21 protein-coding genes are annotated in these 21,619 nt (G+C 46.7%); 13 read left to right on the top strand and 8 right to left on the bottom strand.

The window, feature by feature from the left end; genetic code table 11:
• Positions 1–2: 2 nt before the first annotated feature.
• From LEPBO_RS0119735 to LEPBO_RS45620, 3 genes are read right to left on the bottom strand one after another with little or no spacing between them, the layout of a single operon-like run.
• Positions 3–644, bottom strand: coding sequence for a hypothetical protein (locus LEPBO_RS0119735; protein WP_017289295.1), 642 nt, complete (start codon positions 642–644; stop codon positions 3–5).
• A 10-nt stretch (positions 645–654) separates the two neighbouring features.
• The gene (locus LEPBO_RS0119730; RefSeq protein ID WP_017289294.1) at positions 655–1,029 is read right to left on the bottom strand and encodes a response regulator; all 375 of its coding nucleotides are present in this window, start codon (positions 1,027–1,029) and stop codon (positions 655–657) included.
• 42 nt (positions 1,030–1,071) lie between these two features.
• Positions 1,072–1,374 carry a transposase gene (locus tag LEPBO_RS45620; protein ID WP_017289293.1) on the bottom strand — a complete coding sequence of 101 codons (303 nt, stop codon included), beginning with the start codon at positions 1,372–1,374 and terminating at the stop codon, positions 1,072–1,074.
• Positions 1,375–1,509: 135 nt separating this feature from the next.
• Between LEPBO_RS45620 and LEPBO_RS0119720 the strand changes: the two genes are divergently transcribed.
• From LEPBO_RS0119720 to LEPBO_RS0119700, 5 genes are all read left to right on the top strand, one after another.
• Complete coding sequence (locus LEPBO_RS0119720; protein WP_017289292.1) at positions 1,510–3,621, top strand: chemotaxis protein CheA; 2,112 nt, start codon at positions 1,510–1,512, stop codon at positions 3,619–3,621.
• 6 nt (positions 3,622–3,627) lie between these two features.
• Complete coding sequence (locus LEPBO_RS0119715) at positions 3,628–4,053, top strand: chemotaxis protein CheW (protein WP_017289291.1); 426 nt, start codon at positions 3,628–3,630, stop codon at positions 4,051–4,053.
• Positions 4,054–4,062: 9 nt separating this feature from the next.
• Positions 4,063–5,478 (top strand): methyl-accepting chemotaxis protein, encoded by a 1,416-nt coding sequence (locus tag LEPBO_RS0119710; RefSeq protein ID WP_017289290.1) that lies wholly within the window; start codon positions 4,063–4,065, stop codon positions 5,476–5,478.
• Positions 5,479–5,602: 124 nt separating this feature from the next.
• Complete coding sequence (locus LEPBO_RS0119705) at positions 5,603–6,682, top strand: protein-glutamate methylesterase/protein-glutamine glutaminase (RefSeq protein ID WP_017289289.1); 1,080 nt, start codon at positions 5,603–5,605, stop codon at positions 6,680–6,682.
• Positions 6,682–7,506, top strand: a complete 825-nt coding sequence (locus LEPBO_RS0119700; protein WP_017289288.1) for a CheR family methyltransferase — start codon at positions 6,682–6,684, stop codon at positions 7,504–7,506. Before LEPBO_RS0119705 ends, LEPBO_RS0119700 begins: the two co-directional genes overlap by 1 nt.
• Before the next feature lie 27 nt (positions 7,507–7,533).
• Here LEPBO_RS0119700 and LEPBO_RS37620 read toward each other — a convergent pair whose 3' ends face one another.
• Positions 7,534–9,561: a hybrid sensor histidine kinase/response regulator gene (locus tag LEPBO_RS37620; protein ID WP_017289287.1), complete on the bottom strand. Its 2,028-nt coding sequence runs from the start codon at positions 9,559–9,561 to the stop codon at positions 7,534–7,536.
• A gap of 366 nt (positions 9,562–9,927) precedes the next feature.
• Here LEPBO_RS37620 and LEPBO_RS0119690 point away from each other — a divergent pair, with 366 nt between their 5' ends.
• From LEPBO_RS0119690 to LEPBO_RS0119660, 7 genes are all read left to right on the top strand, one after another.
• A complete protein-coding gene (locus LEPBO_RS0119690; RefSeq protein ID WP_017289286.1) occupies positions 9,928–11,031 on the top strand; it encodes a trypsin-like peptidase domain-containing protein in 1,104 nt (367 codons plus the stop codon).
• A 157-nt stretch (positions 11,032–11,188) separates the two neighbouring features.
• The gene (locus tag LEPBO_RS0119685) at positions 11,189–12,358 is read left to right on the top strand and encodes an ABC exporter membrane fusion protein (protein ID WP_197693249.1); all 1,170 of its coding nucleotides are present in this window, start codon (positions 11,189–11,191) and stop codon (positions 12,356–12,358) included.
• Between the two features lie 12 nt (positions 12,359–12,370).
• Entirely contained in the window at positions 12,371–13,600 is a 1,230-nt protein-coding gene (gene devC, locus LEPBO_RS0119680) for an ABC transporter permease DevC (protein WP_017289284.1), read from the top strand.
• A gap of 17 nt (positions 13,601–13,617) precedes the next feature.
• Positions 13,618–14,316 carry a DevA family ABC transporter ATP-binding protein gene (locus LEPBO_RS0119675; protein ID WP_017289283.1) on the top strand — a complete coding sequence of 233 codons (699 nt, stop codon included), beginning with the start codon at positions 13,618–13,620 and terminating at the stop codon, positions 14,314–14,316.
• Between the two features lie 141 nt (positions 14,317–14,457).
• Positions 14,458–15,522 carry a heat-inducible transcriptional repressor HrcA gene (gene hrcA / locus LEPBO_RS0119670; RefSeq protein ID WP_017289282.1) on the top strand — a complete coding sequence of 355 codons (1,065 nt, stop codon included), beginning with the start codon at positions 14,458–14,460 and terminating at the stop codon, positions 15,520–15,522.
• A 24-nt stretch (positions 15,523–15,546) separates the two neighbouring features.
• Positions 15,547–15,750: a hypothetical protein gene (locus tag LEPBO_RS0119665; RefSeq protein ID WP_144056236.1), complete on the top strand. Its 204-nt coding sequence runs from the start codon at positions 15,547–15,549 to the stop codon at positions 15,748–15,750.
• A complete protein-coding gene (locus LEPBO_RS0119660) occupies positions 15,750–16,181 on the top strand; it encodes a type II toxin-antitoxin system VapC family toxin (protein ID WP_017289280.1) in 432 nt (143 codons plus the stop codon). The genes LEPBO_RS0119665 and LEPBO_RS0119660 overlap by 1 nt, the downstream gene beginning before the upstream one ends.
• Positions 16,182–16,263: 82 nt before the next feature.
• Here LEPBO_RS0119660 and asnS read toward each other — a convergent pair whose 3' ends face one another.
• Both asnS and LEPBO_RS0119650 read right to left on the bottom strand, forming a co-directional pair.
• A complete protein-coding gene (gene asnS / locus LEPBO_RS0119655; RefSeq protein ID WP_017289279.1) occupies positions 16,264–17,652 on the bottom strand; it encodes an asparagine--tRNA ligase in 1,389 nt (462 codons plus the stop codon).
• A 3-nt stretch (positions 17,653–17,655) separates the two neighbouring features.
• On the bottom strand, positions 17,656–18,033 hold the full coding sequence (locus tag LEPBO_RS0119650; RefSeq protein ID WP_017289278.1) for a hypothetical protein: 378 nt from the start codon (positions 18,031–18,033) through the stop codon (positions 17,656–17,658).
• A 45-nt stretch (positions 18,034–18,078) separates the two neighbouring features.
• Between LEPBO_RS0119650 and LEPBO_RS0119645 the strand changes: the two genes are divergently transcribed.
• A complete protein-coding gene (locus tag LEPBO_RS0119645) occupies positions 18,079–18,354 on the top strand; it encodes a DUF6439 family protein (RefSeq protein WP_017289277.1) in 276 nt (91 codons plus the stop codon).
• On the opposite strand, the gene LEPBO_RS0119640 is transcribed toward LEPBO_RS0119645, so the two are convergent.
• Together LEPBO_RS0119640 and LEPBO_RS0119635 are read right to left on the bottom strand one after the other, a co-directional pair.
• The gene (locus tag LEPBO_RS0119640) at positions 18,351–19,547 is read right to left on the bottom strand and encodes an ABC transporter ATP-binding protein (protein ID WP_017289276.1); all 1,197 of its coding nucleotides are present in this window, start codon (positions 19,545–19,547) and stop codon (positions 18,351–18,353) included. The two genes, LEPBO_RS0119645 and LEPBO_RS0119640, sit on opposite strands and share 4 nt — an antisense overlap.
• A gap of 331 nt (positions 19,548–19,878) precedes the next feature.
• A complete protein-coding gene (locus tag LEPBO_RS0119635) occupies positions 19,879–20,958 on the bottom strand; it encodes a hypothetical protein (RefSeq protein WP_017289275.1) in 1,080 nt (359 codons plus the stop codon).
• Positions 20,959–21,619: the final 661 nt, after the last annotated feature.

Below are 21,619 nucleotides of genomic sequence, written 5' to 3'. Positions count from 1 at the left end.
GATCAAACGGCTCCTTTTTCTGAAGATTGCGAGATTAGCGCAAGTTCTCGATCGATACACGCTAGTAGCTCACTAAAAGAAGTCATCTCAAAAATTAAAATAATCTCACCCACAATTTCAAGCTGTTTAATCTCAAATCGAGCCTGTGCAAGCAAAAAAATGGTATCAACTTTGAAGAGATGGTTCGACAGTAACAAGTGCTCCATCGTGTCTTCATGGTAAGACGGGAGAGCATAGCTCATATGCTCACTGAGTAAGTTACTAATCGATCCGAGAATGCCATTGATGACGATATTGCCTACTTCGGTCAGAGTGCCAATCTTGACACCATCGAGGTCTGGAGAATCTCGGTCTTCGCCAGTCAGGAGTGCGACTAGGGCTGAAGCACTTTCGGTCGGAAAGAGCAGTTCGGCACTCCCACTAAAGCTCCCACTAAAGCCTAATCTCACTGCAGAAAAGTGATGCGGATCGAGTCGTTGGGCGAGCTTTTGCTTAAGAGCTGCACCCTCAAACATCTGGAGCATCGGAACACAGAGCTGAATCGGAGTATCCAGCATTTCATTGAGCATTCCAGCCGCCCGCCCGATGCCAATATTAATGAATTCTTGCAAAGCATCTAACTGCTTCTCAGTGATTAAAGTCATTCATTGCTCCTCAGCACTGCAAAAGTTGTTGAACCGTCTGGCGAACTTCAGCTTCTTTTGCGGGTTTATTCAGAAATGCTGCGGCTCCAAGTTCGAGTCCACGCTGCCGAGAAGAATCTTGAATGTCTGCACTGACGATCGCGACCGGAATCGCACAGCCCTCTTCCCGAAGCTTCTGTAAAAATTGAAACCCATCAATGTTGGGCATCAGTAAATCGACGAAAATACAGTCCGGTTGATGCTGACTCACCATCTCTAGTGCTTCTTGCCCATTAGTTGCTTCTAGAACCGTGCAACCTTCTGCCTCGACGTATTTCCGCAGCATTCGGCGCGAAAAGGCTGCATCATCCACAATTAACACTGATACCAAATTCGATGTATCCACAGTCTACTTATGCCTCTTGGAAGGAGATAATTCAGCAAATATTTACAATTCTAATTTTTCTATAGAATGCTGCTCTGCACAGAGCAGCTCTAAGACGTCAACATCTGTTTCACGCAGCCATGACAAAATCGTTGTGTGGTGAATGTTCGTAACTTGTTCAATGCTACGAGCACTCATGCCCTGAAAATACATCCGAATGCAAAAGTGCTTCACCTCCTCTGAGTATCGCATCTGCTTGTAAGTCTCAAGAAATTGCCGTCCACAGTCCTTGCATTTGTAGCACTGGATCTGACTGCGGTATCCATTGCGCTGTAACTGATGCGAACCACAGTTTGGGCATTCCATGGCGATGCTTTCAAATGAAAATATCATTAGTGTTCAGCGTTGTCTACTGCTTAAACATCTATCTTAAGATAGATCCTGACAGATAAGGATGCTGCTTAGGATGTTGAAGGATAAAGCTGGAGTACGCTTGAAAATATGGAGTCTCTACATGAAATCGATGCAGAGGATTTAGCAGCTTTTCTGGTTGAGAGTTACGAGATTTTGAACCAGTTTGAGCAAGATGTTTTGGACTTAGAACGGCATGCGCTTGATCCGGATCGCCTCAATCGGCTCTATCGTGCCCTCCATACAATTAAAGGCAATTGTGGTTTTTTGCCTTTACCGACGCTTGCCGCGATCGCTCATGCTGGAGAAACGCTTTTAGAAGGAATTCGCACCGCCGAGTTTAAAATGACACCTGGTGTAGCAACCGTTTTACTTGACTTAACCGATACCATTCGGCAACTGCTTAAAACGATTGAAACGACTAAAACCGAAGGAACCGCAGACTATTCGCGTTTCATCACCAAGCTGACAGTACTCTATAGCTCAGAGCACCAGGCTGCAACTCGTTCAGGAGTGCTAGAAGATTCGGACTCAACAAGCTTAACTACGCTTGATTCAACGATTCGCGTGCAGGTTGACTTGCTGGATCAGGTCATGAATCTCGTTGGGGAACTCGTTATTGCCCGGAATCGAGTGCTACAGCTGACTACGGATAGCAGTGATGTAGCCTTGATGGCTACGTGCCGACAGATTGATTTGATTACCAATGAACTGCAAGATAGTATCATGCGGGCGCGAATGCAGCCAATTAATACGCTTTGGCGCAATTTACCTCGATTAGTCCGAGAGCTAGAGATCGCCTGTGGTAAAGAAATTGCACTCGAACTCGAAGGCAGTGAAACGGAACTCGATCGCAATATCATTGCCGCGATTAAAGATCCACTGATGCATCTCGTTCGCAATTGTATTGATCATGGGATTGAGCCACCGGAGGTGAGAGTTGCAGCCGGGAAATCGGCTCAAGGATCGTTAAAGCTGAGAGCTTCGCAAGAAAATGGGAAAGTGATCCTAGAAATTCGAGAGGATGGGGCTGGAATTGATCCGGCTCAACTGAAAGCGCGATCGCAGCAGCTTGGACTGATTAGTGCAGCGCAAGCCGAATCGATGCGCGATCGCGAAGCGCTCGATCTGATTTTTATTCCTGGATTCTCGACCCTCAATGAAGCGACTCATCTTTCAGGTCGTGGCGTTGGTATGGATGTTGTGCGGCGGAACATTGAATCCGTCAATGGTTCGATTGAAGTTGAAAGCCAGGTCGGGCAAGGAACTACCTTTCGCCTGAACATTCCGCTTACTCTAGCGATCATTCCGACCTTGCTTGTGAAAAGTGGCGGGGAACGATTTGCAATTCCTCAGTCGAGTGTCCAAGAACTGATTCGGATCGAAGGACGCGATCGCATCGATCAGCAGATTGAAACCTTATTCGATGCGCCCGTTTATCGACTACGAGGACACATTCTTCCCTTGGTCAATCTGGCTACTGTGCTCCAGCTTCCGATGTCTTCGAGTGATCTGCTTTACTTTGTTGTCATTGACGCAGAGAGCTATCGATTTGGGCTGATTGTCGATCAAATCGAAGATACCCAAGAGATTGTCGTAAAGCCACTGAGCAAACAGATAAAGTCGCTAGAAGTATTTGCAGGTGCGACAGTGTTAGGAGATGGCAGTGCAGCATTGATTCTGGATGCAGTCGGAGTGGCACGATATGCAGGAATTCAGCCCTCATTCAACCAGATCATTGCTGCTGAACCAACCCCGGAAAATCGGCAATTGATCTTGATTGTTCTAGGGCATCACAATACTCGGATGGGCATTGTTCTCACTCAGTCAACTCGGCTTGAAATGATTGCTAGCCAAAAGATCGAAAAAGTCGGAGAACAATATTTGATGCAGTATCGAGATCGCGTTGTAGCGCTCATTGATCTGCAAGCTGTGTTGAGCCGAATTCCTCGATCGAGCCATGAATTCGAGGAATCTATTGCGGTCGTTGTCATCGAGCGTGAACACAATCAGGTGATTGGATTGATTGTGGATCAGATTCTCGACATTGTAGAAGAATCGCTCACGGTGACTGGAGCAGCGATTCGTCCGGGTTCGTCCTGCTATGCCAGTGTGCAAGGTCAAATTACTGAGATGTTAGATTTAGATGCGATCGTCAAGCTAGCAAATCCCTACCTCGTCTCTGACGAGAGCTGGAGGTAAACTGTAGTGACTCAACAGATCTGCACCTTCTATCTCAATGGTTCTTACTTTGGCATTGAAATTGAGGATGTTCAAGAAATTATTTGTCAACCCTCACTCACCCGAATTCCCCTCGCACCGCCGGAGATTTGCGGATTGATGAATCTCCGTGGGCAAATCATTCCAGTCGTTGATTTAGCTTGTCGTTTAGCCCTGAGATCGACACCCTGCGTCAGAAGCGATGAAACCATCTACAACATCATTGTTCATACGATCGAGGATACGGTCAGTTTCGTTGTGGATGACATTGGAGATGTGCTGCACTGTTCGAGCAGCACATTTGATCCACCTCCGAGTAATTTGAATCCTCAGATGCGAACTTTTCTAAAAGGAGCATACAAACTTGAGCAAGATTTTTTACTCGTTCTCAATACTGCAAAGATTCTAGATTAGGAGAGAGCAATGGTTTCTAACTCATCACAAAAGCAAGATTCGATAGTTGCAATGAAAGCAACACTGCTCGCAGCAATGCAGGCAGTCAATGCAGGCGATCTTTCAGTCCGCCTCGATGAAAGTAACGGACTTGAGGAGATTGCTCAAGAATTTAATCAATGGGTCAGCCATCATCAGCACTTTGCTCAAGGCATGAGTGAAGTAGAACGAGTCCTCAGCGCGATCGCACAAGGAAACCTGAATGCAAGAATTGCGCTAGAAATTGAGGAGCAACCACTTGCAGGCGAAGTGCTGCAAGTGGCAACACAGGTCAATGCCATAGCAGATCAACTCCAGTTAGTCGCAAGTGAAGTCACCCGTGTTACCCGCGAAATTGGAACACAAGGCAAGCTCGACTCAGTTGCAACCGTCAAAGATATATCCGGAGACTGGCAAGCCCTGATTGAGAGCGTCAATCAGATGTCGAGTCAAGTCAACGAGCAGATTCGCAGTATTGCTCACATTTCGCGTGCAGTTGCTCAAGGAGACTTCGCAAACCAAATTACAGCAGAAAATGTCGGAGAGTTTCGGGTGCTCACTGATGATATCAATCAAATGATTCAGAACCTGCGGGACTCATTAGGTGAAATTGGAGAAATTTCGGCAACCGTTGCAAGCGCATCAGAAGAATTAACAGCCGTGAGCCGAGAAATGACAAGTAACGCCGGACAAACTTCTGAACAAGCGACTTCTGCGTCTGTCTCAGCAGAACAAGTCAGCCAGAACGCTGCCACCGTTGCGACCGCGATCGAAGAAATGAACCTGAGCATTCGCGAAATTGCTAAAAATGCAGCAGCAGGAGCACAGGTCGCGATGGATGCAGTAAAAACCTCGGATCAGACGAATGCCACGATTACGAAACTCGGTCAAAGCAGTGTTGAAATTGGTAAGGTGATCAAAGTCATTACCTCGATCGCTCAGCAAACAAATCTCCTCGCCTTGAATGCCACAATTGAAGCAGCACGAGCAGGCGATGCAGGTCGAGGATTTGCCGTTGTTGCCAGCGAAGTGAAAGAATTAGCGAAACAAACTGCTCATGCAACAGAAGATATCAGCCAGCGAATTGAAGCGATTCAGACCGATACAAAAGGTGCAGTCGAAGCAATTACTCAGATTACCGCAGTCATTAATCAAATTAATGATATTCAAAATACGATCGCGAGTTCTGTAGAAGAACAAACAGCAACGACGAATGAAATTGCTCGTAATGTTACAGAAGCTGCACAGGGAAGCTCTGATATTGCGAAAAATATTGGGGTTTTGGCAGACAATGCTCAAATGACAACCACTGGAGCAGACAACACAGCCCAAGCAGCAACGGAACTAGCACGAATGGCAGTCAACCTGCAAAACATTGTTCAGCAGTTTCGAGGTCTAAGCAGTTGAACATTTCTAGGGAAGAGAATTTGCGACAATACAGGCTCACTCAACTGTCAGTTGTGCTCTTAGAAAGCATCTGAGAACAGGTTATAGTCAACATCAAATCGGCACTGCCCTTTATCCTGTGAGCATGATGCAAAAAATTCGAGTTTTGATTGTGGATGATGCGGTCATGGTGCGAAGCCGTTTGAGTAAAATCTTAGCGACCGATCCGCACATCGAAGTCGTAGGAGTTGCAGCAACAGGACGAATTGCTCTTGCAAAACTGCCACAGCTTAAGCCCGACGTGATCATTCTCGATATAGAAATGCCTGATCTCAATGGGCTACAAACTTTAAGTCATATCCGCAACCTTGACCCAAAGATCCCTGTGATTATGTTTAGTGCAATGACTCTCAAAGGAGCATCTATTACGTTAGACGCACTCGCTTTGGGAGCCTCAGACTATGTGACAAAGCCAGACCACATGCTCAATACAGGAGATGTCACTCAATATCTAGAAGCAACTCTAATTCCAAAAATCAAAGTCTTAAGCCGCAGAGAAAGCATGAAACCTTCGATCGCATCTTCCCTACCTGCGGTTTCTACAACCTCAACTAGAACTAATGCCCTCGCTGAGGTTGTCGCGATCGGAGTTTCAACGGGCGGACCGAATGCACTCGCTCGGATACTTTCAACCTTACCTGCTGATTTTCCAGTTCCCATCCTGATTGTGCAACATATGCCACCCATGTTTACAAAGCTACTCGCCGAACGACTGACGGCAAAATGCCCTTTGTCTGTGCGCGAAGCAACGATGGGCGCATGTTTGAAGCCCGGCACGATTTGGATTGCACCCGGAGATTATCATCTGAGCGTGCAACACACTCGATCAGAGGTGCAGCTTGTATTGGATCAAACTCCGCCTCGCAATTCTTGCCGTCCGTCGGTCGATGTTTTATTTGCATCCGTCGCAGAGACTTATGGCGATCGTGCTTTAGGTGTCGTTTTAACAGGCATGGGACAAGATGGGCTACAAGGTTGCTACAAAATTCGCGCATCGCATGGGCAAATCTTGGCTCAAGATGAAGCGAGCAGTGTGGTTTGGGGAATGCCGAAATTTGTAGTGAATGCAGGACTTGCAGATGCAGTGTTCGCGATCGATGACATGATGCCCGAGATTTTACGCCGGGTCAGTCGCGCGTCCAACTCGATGCGGAGCACTACCTAATGCCCAATTCTTCGTTTGATTTTGAGTATCTTCGTCATTTGGTGCGAGAGCAGTCTGGAGTTGTGCTAGAGCCACACAAAGACTATCTCGCTACCTTATATCTGAGTGAACTTGCGACTCAAGCTGGATTTGCATCTCTCGCGCCATTCGTTGAATATCTGAAGACAAGTCCTTTGAGTCATGTGCATCATCAAGCTATCGAAGCTTTAGTGATCCATGAAACGTCTTTTTTTCGCGATCGCTATCCTTTTGAAGCACTGCAATCTTGTGTGCTTCCGGCGCTGATTGCAGCGCGAGCCATACAGAAAACCATTCATATTTGGTGCGCAGCTTGCTCAACCGGGCAGGAACCCTATAGCGTTGCGATGTTGATTCGAGAAAATTTTCCAGAACTTTCCACTTGGACAGTTCGGATTATTGCGAGTGATTTTTCTCAGCAGGCTTTGGATCGAGCCGAGCAGGGACGGTATAGCAGTTTAGAGGTCGAGCGAGGATTAACACCTAAGTTGCGCGATCGCTATTTCTATAAGACTGAGCAATCTTGGCAAATCATTCATGAAATTCAACAGATGGTTGAGTTTCGACCCCTGAACCTGATTCAATCTTGGAGCGTCCTGCCAAAAATGGATGTTATTTTTCTCAGAAATGTTCTGATTTACTTTGATGTTGAGACCAAGCGATCGATTTTGAACAAAGTTCAGACCTATTTACAGCAGGATGGCTACTTGTTTCTAGGCGGCGGCGAAACTACTTTTCACTTGGATTCTCGATTTGAAGCAGTTCAAGGTAAAACGAGTCTGTACCATCGTCTCCGAAGTGCATGAGCCGTACTCTGCTTTTATCTTTTCTGTCTATCTGTGATCCAACAAAGCAGCACGGGGACTGTATCTTGGTAAGCGTACTGTAACAGTTGCTCCTTGCCCAATGCCAGGGCTTTCTATCGTAACCGTGCCGTGATGTAATTCAACGAGATTTTTGACGATCGCTAGTCCCAAGCCTAAACCATCTTTCGACCCCATATTCTGCTGACCTTGCTTAAAGCGCTCAAAAATTTGCGGCAAGATCTCAGGCGCAATGCCCTTTCCCGTATCCTGAACTTGCAGCATCACTTCAGACTCGATCGCAGATAGAGAAATCTCGACTCGTCCCCCCGCAGGTGTGAATTTAATTGCATTTGTCATCAAGTTAACGACAATCTGCTGAAGACGATGAAAGTCCCCTGCAATGTGTGGTACAGCAGCGAAGTGCATTTCGATCTGAATCGGCTTAGCCTCGGTCATGGGGCGAACGACATCTAAAGCCGATTCAATCACTTCGATCAAATTCACAGCCGCAATTTGCAGATGCAATGTTCCTCGAACCATGCGAGAAATATCGAGCAAATCTTCGACGAGTTGCACTTGTGCTTGAGTATTGCGCCAGATTGTATCAAGCGCTTTTGCCATTGTTGCTTCATCGAGCTTGCGAGTTTGTAAAAGCTTTGCCCAGCCTGCGATCGAGTTAAGAGGCGATCTCAGTTCGTGCGCGACGACAGCGACAAACTCATCTTTACTCCGATTCGCTGCTTCAGCTTCTTCTCGTGCGGCTTGCGCTTCCATCAGCAATCGAGTTCGATCTGCCTCAATCTGCTTGAGGTCATGAATATCGGTTGCTGTTCCAAACCATTTGATGATTTTCCCCTGAGCATTTTTCAACGGTGTCGCTTGATGCAAATGCCAGCGATAAATGCCGTCTACTCGTTGTATCCGCCCTTCGGCTTGATAAGAGTTGCCTTCTTGCTGTGCCTGTTGCCAGGCTTGAGTGAGAATAGGAACATCTTCAGGATGAACGATCTGCTGCCAGCCATCGGTTTGAGCTTGCTGTAGCGTCAATCCAGTGAACTCCGTCCAGCGTTGATTCACATCGAGCATTACGCCCTCCGCAGTTGCAATCCAAACTAACTGCGGAATCAGACCGGATAGATACCGATAGCGTTCTTCACTTTGGCGTAGTGTTTCTTCAACTTGTTGGCGTTCGGCTTGGTGCTGTTTCGCTTGAGTCACATCGATCGCTGCCAAAATTGCATAATCTGGACGGGGTGTTTGACCCGAACGATCGAAGAAGATTTGTTTTCGCACACTTAGCCAACGCACCGCGCCATCTCGCCCCCGAATCCGATATTCATGAGCAAACCAACCCGCTCCAGCGGGATGCATCGCTTGTGCAATCAGGCGAGCCAGTTCATCGCGATCGTCAGGATGAACGTTCGCGTGAAAGCGATCGCGGGTGACGGTTAAATCTGTAATTTCAATTCCATAGAGAACTGCCGCTTCGGGAGAAAGCGTGACTGTATTCGAGACATAATCAAATCGAGCCAAGGCAACGCCCGCGACTTTGATACCGAGTTGTAATTGTTGCTCTGATTCTTGAAGCTGGTGCTGATGATATTTGAGATCGTTTTCGTACCGCAGTTGCTCAGATTCCGCCTGTTGCAGTTGTAATCGTAATCGAGCACTCTCGATCGCGCTTCGTATCGTCACCTGCAAGAGTTCTGGTGTGAGATAATGTTTTACTAGGTAATCTTCTGCTCCTCGCTTCATCGCTTGTACTGCAAGTCTTTCATCTCCTCCATCTGTAATCATCACCATCGGTGGGCTTCCATCCTTACTCTGCGCGTGAAGTGCTTGAATCATCTCAAGACCATTCCCATCGGGTAGCACATACTCTAAGAGAATCACATCGATCGCTTGGGTTCGACATATTTCTAATGCCTCTGCAATCGATTCAGCTTCCAACAAGCGATAGGCGTACTCCGAATCCGACATCAAATACTGCCGATATCTCTCTCGATCCGGCAGGCAATCTCCAATGAGAAGCAGCGTTTGAGTAGAACAGGTCATACGATCGATAAAATTGACAATGCGACGATAATCTGGGTTATCAATGCTATTCAGGCTCAGAGTGATGCGTTGAGGTAGGACTGATTGTCTTCACACAAACTCTCTAGAGAATGACCACTCCTCTTAACGATGAGAATACTCCTGAAGGGAGAGAAGTGAGAAATGTCAAAGGAATGTTCAAAAGATTGGTTTGAGAAGTAATAGAGTTTATCCGTTATTTTTGATTTTTGAAAGCCCAAACACATTTGTATCGCATCAGTGCGAAGTTCTATCGTAGGAATGAAGGCGATTTGACGACAACCTCTACGCTGTGAATAGGCTAATTTTTTAGTTAAAACTTTCCGATCTAAACATAAGGGAACAATTATGCATAAACCATTTCAGTGGGGTTGGCTCAGTAGCGCGATCGTATGGATTGGACTGCTATGGCTCAGCTTCCCAGCACAAGCGGCTCCCTTCGGAAATTTAGATGACAACTTTGTGATGAATGCTGTCGATCGCGCGGAAAATGCGGTCGTGCAGGTCAATGTCTCTCGAACTTTAGGGGGTGAAGTTCCCACAGCATTACGTCCATTTTTAGGAAATCCGCAAGCAGCGCCAGGTCGGGTATTGCGCGGGTTAGGTTCGGGATTTGTGATCAACAAAGTCGGGCAAATCCTTACCAATGCCCATGTTGTAGATAGCGCAGATACCGTCACCGTAACATTTCAAGATGGGCGTGTTTTAGAAGGCAAAGTGCTCGGAAAAGACCCCGTCACAGATGTTGCTGTGATTAAAGTAGAAACTGATAATTTGCCCACAGTGACATTAGGTGATTCGGATCAAGTGCGGCAAGGACAGTGGGCGATCGCAATTGGGAATCCGCTCGGGCTCCAAGAAACCGTGACCGTCGGTGTGATTAGTGGCACAGAGCGATCGAGTGTCGATATTGGTGTTCCAGATAAACGTGTCGGCTTTTTGCAAACAGATGCAGCCATCAATCCGGGTAATTCTGGCGGTCCATTGCTCAATGCTCAAGGCGAAGTTATTGGGATCAATACAGCTATCATTCAGGGCACACAAGGATTAGGCTTTGCGATCCCAATTAACACAGCTAAGACAATTGCAGAACAATTAATCGCAACAGGAGCAGCAACGCATCCTTACATCGGAGTGCAATTAGTCGCGCTAGATCCGAATGTCAAGAACTATGTCAATCAGTTACCGAATAGCCGTCTAAAAGTTGAGCAAGATCAAGGGATCTTAGTCGTGCAAGTTGGTCAAGGAACACCTGCTGCAAAAGCTGGACTCCGTGCCGGAGACGTGATTGAAATGATTAACGATCAGCCTGTTCAACAAGTCAAAATGATTCAACAACAGGTCGATGAAGCCGGAATTCATGGCAGATTAAATGTCCAAGTCAGACGAAAAGATCGCACCGTTGCGATCGCGATCTCACCTGAACAAATGCCAACGATGGAACCTCGGTAATCGGTTTTATCGCAGTCCTCAAAGGGTTGCAAGTTGGGAGAATGGGGGCAACAGAAGTTTGCTGTTAAATTCTTCATATTCAGTAATAATTGGTTCATAATAGAAGAACTTCGCTCCCGTTCTTTTTTCTTGCTTACCATAAGCTAGGAGTTCCGTTGTGAGTCTGAAACCGCTGATGAAACCTGGTGGTGCGCGCGTGGTGTTGATTGGGTCTGCGATCGCACTCGCTTTAACTGGCTTTGGCATTTTCTCTTATTCAATTTTTCGTCCCACATCGCAATCGTCTGCTAGCCCATCCCAGCAAGAACCATCCTCTCAACCCGATGCAGTCAGCGCACTAGGACGATTAGAGCCAGAAGGCGGTGTGATTAAAGTTTCGGCTCCGAGTGCGTCTGCTGCGGGCGGATTTGGCGGATCGCGAATTGAACGAGTTTTAGTCAAAGAAGGCGCAAACGTTAAAGCAAATCAGCCCTTAGCTGTTCTCGATACTTACCAATCGCTGTTAGCCACTGCCATGCAGGCAGAAGCACAAGTCAAAGAAGCGGAATCGAGATTGGCACAAGTGCAAGCCGGAGCAAAACGAGGCGATATCAACGCTCAACGGGCAACTGTACTGCGCGCACAGGCAGAATTGCCGAAAGCAGAAGCAGAGTATGCGCGAGTCGATGCAGAATTTCAGAAAGCAAAGTGGGATTACGATCGCTTTTCGACACTCTTCAAAGAAGGAGCCGTGAACGAATCAGAGGTGAGAAATCGTAAGCTGGCTCTGGACACCACAGAAAAACAGCGACAACAAGCTTCCGCAGCGGTCGCACAAGCACAGCTTGAGTTTGAAGGGGCAAAGCAAACGTTAGAAAGTGTTGCCGAAGTGCGCCCAACCGATGTACAGCAAGCAGCAGCAGGCGTACAGGTTGCGATGGCAAACTTTCAGCGAGCAAAAGCAGATTTAGATAAAGCGATCGTCCGTGCGCCTGCTGAAGGTCAAGTCTTGAAAATTCATAGCGATCCAGGCGAAGTTGTTGGAAATGAAGGAGTCATGGATCTCGGTCGCACCAATCAGATGTATGTTGTTGCTGAAATCGATGAGAATTTTATCCGTCGAGTAAAACCGGGACAACGTGCGAAAATCACAGGGTTTGCTTTTCCGGGAGAACTCACCGGAACCGTCGATCGCGTTGGCTTACAAGTGCGTAAGAACGAAGTTTTGAACACTGATCCGGTCGATAAAACCGATACGCGAGTCGTAGAAGTCAAAATTCGCCTAGACAACAGTGAACCCGTTGCAGGATTGACGAACTTGCAAGTGAAAGTTGTGATCGAACCATAGGGGGAGCGGTTAATGTTTGCAATTCCTCTAGCTTGGTTACAACTTAAGCGCGAGAAAATTCGGTTGCTTGTTGCATTAGCTGGAATTGGCTTTGCCGTCATTCTGATGTTTCTGCAGTTAGGATTTCAGGATGCCTTATTTGATAGCGCTGTCACACTACATCAGAACATTGAAGGCGATATTTTCTTGGTCAGTCCACAATCGACTTCCTTGATTGCCATGAAAAGCTTTCCAGAGCGGCGGCTCTATCAGTCGTTAGGCTTTGCCGGAGTGAAGTCGATTAGTCCGATTTACATTGGGTTTGGAATTTGGAAGAATCCGTATTGGCAGGGTCTACCGACCCCTCAGACGCGCAGTATTTTGGTGCTTGGAACGAATCCAGGAGATACGTTATTTTCAGTTCCAGGCGTAGAAGAGAATCGATCGAAGATTCGTCTGACTGATGTCGTGCTATTTGATAGTGCGTCTCGTCCTGAGTTTGGGCCGATTCCAGAAAAGCTTCAGTCGCTCAGCCCATCTGATCCACCGATTCGGACTGAAGTTGAAAGTCGGCAGATTGAGATTGGAGGCTTATTTCGACTAGGGGCTTCCTTTGGCGCAGATGGCAACTTAATGACAAGCGATCTCACTTTCCATCGCATTTTTCCGAGCCGTGATCCGAGGCAGATTGATATCGGGGTAATTAAGCTCGAACCAGGAGCAGACTTGTATGCAAGTTTAGAACGGTTCAAGAATTTACCAGGAGAACGCCGAATTGACCCGAAAAAACAAGACAATCGCGAGGATTTTGTCATTGGTGATGTGCGTGTGATGTCGAAAGCAGCATTTATCGCTTTTGAGATGAACTACTGGAAAGACAGTACTGCGATCGGGTTTATTTTTACCTTGGGAACTGCGATCGGATTTATTGTCGGAACAGTGATTGTTTACCAAATTCTCTATACGGATGTCGCAGATCATTTAGCTGAATATGCCACGCTCAAAGCAATGGGCTATAAGAATCGCTATCTGTTATCTGTTGTGTTTCAAGAAGCAATCATCTTATCAGTCATGGGATATATCCCTGGCTATGTTCTCTGCATTGGCTTATACCATTTAACTCGCAATGCAACTTCATTACCGCTCGCGATGACGCTCTCAAGAGGAATCTTTGTCTTGTGTCTGACCATCTTAATGTGTGTGATCTCTGGAACGATCGCGGTTCGTAAAGTCCAACAAGCTGATCCGGCTGACATTTTTTAACCTGATATTTTCCAACTATGGCAAGCGATTCCATCATCAAGATTCAAAACGTCAATCACTACTATGGTTCTGGACGATTACGGAAGCAGGTTTTATTTGATGTCACAGCCTCGATCGAGCCTGGCGAAGTTGTGATTATGACCGGGCCATCTGGTTCTGGAAAGACAACGCTTCTCACTTTAATTGGAGCATTACGATCGACTCAAGAAGGCAGTATGCAAGTCTTAGGAGAAGAATTGAGAGATGCGCCTGAAAGTAAACTCGTTGAGCTACGGCGCAACATTGGCTATATCTTTCAAGCCCACAATTTGCTGAATTCTTTGACCGCTCGACAGAATGTCCAGATGTCGATCGAGCTGCATACGGATATTCCAAAAGTCAAAGCCTATTCGATGGCAGAGTCGATGTTAGCGGCAGTTGGACTTGGAGAGTGGATCAATCAATATCCTCATGAGCTTTCTGGAGGACAAAAGCAAAGAGTTGCGATCGCCAGAGCTTTAGTGTGTAATCCAAAAATTGTTCTAGCAGACGAACCCACTGCGGCACTCGATAAAAAATCAGGTCGAGATGTCGTCGAGATTATGCAAAATCTAGCAAAGCAGCAGGGCGCAGCAATTTTGCTAGTGACGCATGATAACCGCATTTTGGATATTGCCGATCGCATTATCAATATGGAAGATGGCCAGCTTTCCTCGATCTCAGTTGCGCCAGTCTGACTGCCCTAAAAATTGTCCAGCGCTCAAAGATAAATTTAAGGATTTCGTCGGTTTTGCTACGATACTTCGCCAGAATCTGAAGTAAACATAATGAAAATGCTATCGTAGTCTCAATTCGATATAAAGCGCTTGTTCTTAAAAATGCCGATAAATCCTCCCCTTAATCATCGCCAGCAGCAAGTTCTCTGGGCAACGGTCAGGCATTACATTGCCACTGCCGAACCTGTCGGATCAGGCGCATTAGTGAAAGAGTTTAATCTCAGCGTTAGTTCTGCGACGATTCGCAATGCGATGGGACACCTGGAAAAAGTTGGGCTATTGTTTCAGCCGCATACTTCAGCAGGTCGTGTGCCTTCGGATTCGGGCTATCGAATTTATGTGGATCAACTGATTCAGCCATCGTCAGCAGTCTCGATGCAATTAGAGCAGATGTTGAGCGATCGCTTAAATTGGGACAAATGGAGCTTTGAGTCTGTTTTAAAAGGGGCAGCACAAATTCTATCCACGCTGAGTGGATACATCGCGATCGTCACGATGCCGATGACGCACACGACGCAACTCCGCCATTTACAACTGGTTCCTATCGATGCGAGTCGCATCATGTTGATTGTGGTGACCGACACGTATGAAACCCAATCTGTCTTGATGGAACTGCCACCGTCTGAAGATGATCCAGAAGTCATCGATCGCGAACTCAAAATTCTCTCGAACTTTTTGTCTGAGCAATTGCGCGGTCGCTCTTTGACGGAGTTACAAACTTTAGACTGGGGCGAATTGGGGCGAGAGTTCGATCGCTATAGTTCCTTACTCACGTCTGTCCTGACAGATTTACTCAATCGTCTCGCTCAATCGGCGCTGCCGTCTCAATTGATGATTAGCGGCGTAGCTGAAGTATTGCGTCAGCCTGAATTCTCAGAACTCAACCAAGTGCAAATGATCCTGCATCTATTGGAGGAAGAACAGGATCAGCTTGTGCCTTTGATTTTTGATCAACCGGATTCAGAAGGTCGGCGCGTCTCGATCCGAATTGGTTCTGAAAATCCACTTGAACCGATCCGCGCTTGTTCGCTGATTTCATCGACTTACAATCGCGGCACGGTTCCAGTCGGAAGTATCGGTGTTTTGGGGCCAACTCGAATGCTGTATGAAGATACGATCGCCTTGGTTGAGGCGACCGCTGACTATCTTTCGGATAGACTCAGTTAACATTTTCTTCAGAGGTTTGAGCTTATGAGAACACAGCGAGTTTCAGACATGACGATCGAGGAACTTAAGACATTCGTGACTCAAATTGTGGATGAAAAACTGCATCGCGTCCCGGAAGACGATCGTACTGTAGAAGAAGTTTTGGCAGCAATGGATCAGATTCGCTGGACTCCGCCACCTGATGCAAAAACGACTTCAGAGATGATTCGTGAGGATCGAGATCAATAATGTCTGCTTACGTCGTCGATGCCAGTGTTGTAATTCAATACGCAATCACACAGGAATACACACCAGAAGTAAGAGTTTTGATTGCGCGGATGTATCAGGTAGATCGTTTATATCTGCCTGAGTTTTGTCTTCTAGAATGTACAAACGTGATTTGGAAGGCTGTTCGGTTTAATAATCTAGCGCCCTCGATCGCATCTCAAATTATTACAGAGTTGCAACGCCTACCATTGCAAATCGAGCCAGTCATCTCGCTATTGCCCAACGCGCTGCAAATTGGATTAACGTATCAACTTGCAATCTATGACTCGCTCTACATCGCGCTTGCTGAGCAATTAGATCTTCCCCTCATTTCGCTAGATGAGCGTCAGGTGAGAGCTGCAGCTGCAAAGGGGCTTATAATTCAACCCCTTGCAGATTTCTCGTCCATTTAAGAAAAATGGATAGCGCAAATATACAAGCACAGTTCAGTAGAAAGATTTGACACAATCGAAAATCGATCAGAAATCTTGAACTCTAAAACTCTACATTCTGAGGTGTGCGCGGGAATGGAATCACATCGCGAATGTTTGCCATTCCGGTCATAAATTGCACCAATCGCTCAAATCCCAATCCAAACCCGGCATGGGGAACAGTTCCATACCGACGCAGATCTAGATACCACCAGTAGGTTGCTGGATCTAAGCCTTGCTGAACAATCCGCCGTTCCAACACATCCAACCGTTCTTCGCGCTGCGATCCGCCGATGATTTCGCCAATTTTCGGCGCGAGAATGTCCATCGCTCGAACGGTCTTGCCGTCATCACTCAGCCGCATGTAGAACGCTTTAATCTCAGCCGGATAATCGGTGACGATCGTTGGCTTTTTAAACAAATCCTCTGCTAAATAGCGCTCATGCTCGGATTGCAGATCTAAGCCCCATTCAACCGGATACTCAAATTTCTTGTCGGCTTTTTCTAGAAGCTCGATCGCTTTGGTATAAGTAATCCGCTCAAACTGATTGTTGATAATATTTTCAGCCGTTGACAACACTGACTGATCAATCAGCTTATTGAAAAACTCCATATCTTCAGGACAATGCTCCATCACATAGCTGAAGATGTATTTCAAAAAGGCTTCGGCTAAATCCATATCTCCGTCGAGATCGCAGAATGCCATCTCAGGTTCAACCATCCAGAATTCTGCTAAGTGCCGCGAAGTATTCGAGTTTTCTGCCCGGAAGGTTGGCCCAAACGTATAGACATTGCTGAATGCCATTGCCATGATCTCAGCTTCAAGTTGCCCACTCACAGTCAGATAAGCAGGCTTACCAAAGAAATCTTGGCTGTAATCAATCTCTTTCTGGTCATTCAGCGGAGGCTGTTTCAGATTCAAGCTCGTCACAGCGAACATTTCACCTGCACCTTCGCAGTCACTCGCCGTAATCACAGGGGTGTGAACCCACAAAAATCCGCGCTCTTGGAAAAATTGGTGAATCGCAGTCGCGCAGGCATTCCGCACCCGGAACACCGCACCTAAAGTATTGGTGCGCGATCGTAAATGTCCAATCTCTCTTAAAAACTCAAACGAATGCCGCTTCTTCTGCAACGGATAAGTTTCAGGATCAGCCTCGCCATAGACTTTGACCGAATCAGCTTTTAATTCAATCCGCTGACCTTTGCCAGGAGACGGAACCAGCACGCCCGACACTTCCACCGAAGCTCCGGTACTGATGCGTTTGAGACTTGCCTCATAATCGGACACGTCTTGATTAATCACAACTTGCAGCCCAGCCATTGAAGAGCCATCATTCACTTCAATAAATGAGAAACCTTTTTGCTCACGCTTTGTTCTCACCCAACCTTGAATCGTTACAGTTTCGTCAGGTTGACCAGCGCGGAGAAGTTCTGCAATACGTCGAGTCATAAATCACTTGGGGCTAGACAAACTAGAAGGAGTCGAAGAAGAATTTGGCGTTGGATTTTTCAGAGTGACGAAGGCAAGCGACCACCCGATCGCAATTCCCAGTCCTCCGAATCGCACCGCCAACCAGAATATTTCTGTCAAGCCAGACCACGAAAACAATCGGCTTTCCAGATTTAATTCTAGTTCTTCTAATTGTTGCTCAATTTCCCGTAATTCGGTTTTCAATTTTGCCGATTCTTTCTGAGTTTCTAGCTCAGCTTTTCGCTGTTGATCTTGCTGAACTTGAGCATAGCGATCTTTGAGGGCATTGAGCGATCGCTCAACATTTTCCAAATTTTGCTCAAAATTGGTTTCTTCTGATTCTGATTGCGAAGCCGACATGCGCCAAAATAAAGGAAGAACGCTTCATTTTACTCACATCTCATCATGTCAGAAACTCTTTCTTCTCCAGCCTCTCTCTCTGAAGCAACCACCCTTGAACTGGCTCAAGCCTTGGTCGAACGCTTAAGCATTACCAATCAAGATTGGCATCGCCTCAAATCGAATCGCAAAGCCAGAGCGCTCGAACAATCAGCAGTTGCATTAGTCTACCTGCTCAAAGAAAATCCAGAAGAAGCCCTTCCTCGCTTGCAACAAGCAGTCGGCTGGCTCGATCGCTCGATTTCTGCCCCACCTTGTCCGTCTCATGGAAATCGGCATTAGTGCAACTCAGGCACGATCGCATTTCCGCTTTCTTGATCAAACAAATGAATTTTGTCGATCGGCAACGCTAGCCGTAGCGCTTCACCCAGTTTTACCGCCCGATCAGGCGTAATTCGGACTTGCATCGTGTCAGAGTTATCAGCTAACCGCACCGATAGAACAGTTTCGTGTCCCAAAGCTTCAATCAAATCCACTGCAACTAAAAGGGTCTGATCGGTGGAGTCGCTGACGCTGAGATGTTCAGGACGAATTCCGAGCGAGATCATTTGCGCGTCATAGCGTTTCAGCACAGATGCCCACTGCTCCGGCAAAGTCAGTTGAAATAACGCATGATGCAGCGTGAGGGGTGCGCGAACTTGCACTGGAATAAAGTTCATTGGCGGCGAACCGATGAATTCAGCTACAAAGCGATTGGCGGGAGTGTTGTAAAGTTCCAGCGGGGTTGCCAGTTGTTGAATTTGTCCGGCATTCATGACAGCAATGCGATCGCCCATCGTCATCGCTTCAGTCTGATCGTGCGTGACATAAATGGTTGTTGTGCCTAGCTGTCGCTGGAGTTTGACAATCTGAGCGCGGGTTTCGGCTCTCAGTTTTGCATCTAAATTTGAGAGCGGTTCATCCATCAAAAAGACTTGCGGATTTCTTGCCATCGCACGACCCAGGGCAACTCGCTGTTTTTGTCCGCCTGAGAGTTGTTTCGGCAGACGATTCAATAACGGCTCGATTTGTAACATCCGAGCCACGAGTTTGACGCGTTCTTGGACGGCTTGTTCTCGATCGCTGACATAGCGCATTCCGCTCGGTAATTTGCGCGTCACACCGACTGCAAGATTCTCTGTCCATTTCGATCGCTTGCCATCGAGCTTCGTGCGACGCAATCCAAACGCAAGGTTGTCATAAACGCTCATATGCGGATAAAGCGCGTAATTTTGAAACACCATCGCGATGTCACGCTCTTTGGGAGGCAAATCGTTGACAATGCGATCGCCGACACGGATCTGTCCGGCGGTCAGTTCTTCGAGTCCTGCAATCAGTCTCAGCAACGTACTTTTGCCACAGCCCGATGGCCCGACGAGTACCATAAACTCGCCGTCTTCGATGCGGAGATTAATCGATCTCAAGACCGCATTTTTTTCGCTCTGATCGCCCTTCTGATAGGACTTATAGATGTTTTCGAGAACAACTTGAGCCACGATCGTTTGCCCTAATTTCGTAGATGCAAGTGTAGCGTATTCCAGAGAGCGAGAAAGTTACAAAATCGAATATTGCTCTGCCCCTGTCATGAGGCATAAGAGGAGGTTTGAAACGTATCGTTCATCGCATTCACCCGCCCCGGAATGGAATTCCAGGGCTAACGGTGCGAAGTCCTTAAAAGGACTGCATCGCTCAAACCTCTGTGTAGTCCAGTTTAGTGGACTTCGTTTTACTAGCCCTGGAATTCCATTCCGGGGCGGGAGGACAACGTGAGCGAAGAGTCTTTTTATACTTTTAAAACGTCCTCTCAGCGTTGAGCAAAGTTATACATTACTTACATTTCAATTTCATCGAATTAATCTGAAATTGAATCGTTGAAATCCGATGTTTTCCAGATAACTCCTGCGCTCCAAACAGATAGCCTTCCTCTTTCAACTCATCTACCGTTCGCCAAAAAATTTGATTATTTCGAGAAGAATTACTTCCGAACAAATCCAAATTCTTAAACAAATACTGCTTAGAAATTGAAATGAATTGTCCATCTGTGAGCGTGTCCCATTTCATGCGGCTCGCCAGATAGATCAGAAGCTTTGTTTTATAGTCGCATTTTGCATTACTTCCAAGTCGCTGAGTAATGTCAAACTGGTTTGGAAATAAGACACAATCTCCGTTTCTTGTGCCATCAAAAAATTCCAAAGAGATCGTGTAAGAATCAGCCAATTCATACGTATAATCAGCTGCTTTTGTAATATCAAAGTCTCTAGGAGCATGATCCACCTCGTAATCTTTAATTCTCAGAATGCTTTTAATCATGACTTTTGCGCCACGATTCAGACTTGTCTTCTTGAAAGATTGAGCTAATACCAATTCAGTTCGATGCAGTGCAACCAAATCGCGATTTAACTGCGATCGCAATTTCGATGCAAACCCGCCATCTTTCGTCCGCGTATATCCCAAAATCTCCAATAAATCGTTCGATCGAAATTTAACTGTCCCGTTATTTCCCTGCTCGGCTGCCAATTTATAAAGGTAAAGAATGATCGAGATTTGGCGTGGATTTAGGAATGTCATCAACGCCATGAACATTCTTTGAATTCGGCGATCGTGGATTTTTTCTAATCCATTACTCACGCCTTTATTCACACAAGCTGACCAATCCAGATTGGCATATTCCGCTTTGATGTCTGCTAATTCTTCATCCGACAAATTCTCTAAAGGAACGCGCCGAATCACCGAAAACTCGCTGTCATCTTGAGCATCCTCCTCGACCCGCATTTCCAAATAATAGCCATCGACATCCGATCGCAAAATTGGTAATCGCACATCTGGATTTCGCACAGATGCCCCTGCTCTAGGCAAGACCATCAAAAGTTGGCTATCGACTGGAAAGGCTGCTTCTAGTTGTTTCATCGCTCGTGAGAATGAGAACCCCACATATAGTGCCTCACCCTCTGAATTTTGTCTAGTGGTAAAACGCTATATCTGGGGTCTTACCGACCAATGATCCACGATGCCCCCACCAGTAGTAGTGTTTTTGCGGAGCTCTATAACACCTGCGTCTGATTTCGCGCGCCGCCTCTGCAACTCCCGCGTCCAAAATCCGACCCCCGAACCCCAAAATTCTACCGCTTCAATTCTACGCGATCTCCCCGAATTTCAAACCTCCCCACTCCCCCCTTCCCACTCCCTATCTCCCTAACTCCCCCGTACATTCTCTCTATAACTCCCCCGTCCTTCTGATCCACCCCCTCTTGAGCGGATCAAAAATCGGTGTTAATCTCTTCCTCACGTCAGCGATGTCTACCACCATCCAACTGACCGACCTTGTTTGTCTGGAGTTAAGAAAAAAGATTGTGCGATTCGAGTGTCTACCACCACTCCGCCAAGCTTTGATTCTCTAAAAAAACACAAAAGCAAAACCCCCAAAGCCTTCCTACCACAGTCAGCTTAAGGGGTTGATAACCTTGTTTGCCCAAAAAAGATTGGGCTGATTTCTATGTCTGAACATCGTATCATGTGCAGTCGTTCTGCGCTACTTTTCCGTGCATTTTGTTTGAACCCGTTCGCAACT

The organism is Leptolyngbya boryana PCC 6306, from assembly GCF_000353285.1.
Taxonomy (GTDB): domain Bacteria; phylum Cyanobacteriota; class Cyanobacteriia; order Leptolyngbyales; family Leptolyngbyaceae; genus Leptolyngbya; species Leptolyngbya boryana.
Note: the sequence above shows the minus strand (reverse complement) of the source record. Positions and strands in the feature narration are given on the sequence as shown.

Bases quoted from the DNA above. Each gene is read 5' to 3' on its own strand.
- asnS (WP_017289279.1), bottom strand. From the start codon at position 17,652: ATGACTCGACGTATTGCAGAACTTCTCCGCGCTGGTCAACCTGACGAA.
- LEPBO_RS0119645 (WP_017289277.1), top strand. From the start codon at position 18,079: ATGTCAGAAACTCTTTCTTCTCCAGCCTCTCTCTCTGAAGCAACCACC.
- LEPBO_RS45620 (WP_017289293.1), bottom strand. From the start codon at position 1,374: ATGGAATGCCCAAACTGTGGTTCGCATCAGTTACAGCGCAATGGATAC.
- LEPBO_RS0119690 (WP_017289286.1), top strand. From the start codon at position 9,928: ATGCATAAACCATTTCAGTGGGGTTGGCTCAGTAGCGCGATCGTATGG.
- devC (WP_017289284.1), top strand. From the start codon at position 12,371: ATGTTTGCAATTCCTCTAGCTTGGTTACAACTTAAGCGCGAGAAAATT.
- LEPBO_RS0119700 (WP_017289288.1), top strand. From the start codon at position 6,682: ATGCCCAATTCTTCGTTTGATTTTGAGTATCTTCGTCATTTGGTGCGA.
- LEPBO_RS0119660 (WP_017289280.1), top strand. From the start codon at position 15,750: ATGTCTGCTTACGTCGTCGATGCCAGTGTTGTAATTCAATACGCAATC.
- LEPBO_RS0119735 (WP_017289295.1), bottom strand. From the start codon at position 644: ATGACTTTAATCACTGAGAAGCAGTTAGATGCTTTGCAAGAATTCATT.
- LEPBO_RS0119650 (WP_017289278.1), bottom strand. From the start codon at position 18,033: ATGTCGGCTTCGCAATCAGAATCAGAAGAAACCAATTTTGAGCAAAAT.
- LEPBO_RS0119665 (WP_144056236.1), top strand. From the start codon at position 15,547: ATGAGAACACAGCGAGTTTCAGACATGACGATCGAGGAACTTAAGACA.
- LEPBO_RS0119635 (WP_017289275.1), bottom strand. From the start codon at position 20,958: ATGAAACAACTAGAAGCAGCCTTTCCAGTCGATAGCCAACTTTTGATG.
- LEPBO_RS0119675 (WP_017289283.1), top strand. From the start codon at position 13,618: ATGGCAAGCGATTCCATCATCAAGATTCAAAACGTCAATCACTACTAT.
- LEPBO_RS37620 (WP_017289287.1), bottom strand. From the start codon at position 9,561: ATGACCTGTTCTACTCAAACGCTGCTTCTCATTGGAGATTGCCTGCCG.
- LEPBO_RS0119705 (WP_017289289.1), top strand. From the start codon at position 5,603: ATGATGCAAAAAATTCGAGTTTTGATTGTGGATGATGCGGTCATGGTG.
- LEPBO_RS0119710 (WP_017289290.1), top strand. From the start codon at position 4,063: ATGGTTTCTAACTCATCACAAAAGCAAGATTCGATAGTTGCAATGAAA.
- LEPBO_RS0119720 (WP_017289292.1), top strand. From the start codon at position 1,510: ATGGAGTCTCTACATGAAATCGATGCAGAGGATTTAGCAGCTTTTCTG.
- hrcA (WP_017289282.1), top strand. From the start codon at position 14,458: ATGCCGATAAATCCTCCCCTTAATCATCGCCAGCAGCAAGTTCTCTGG.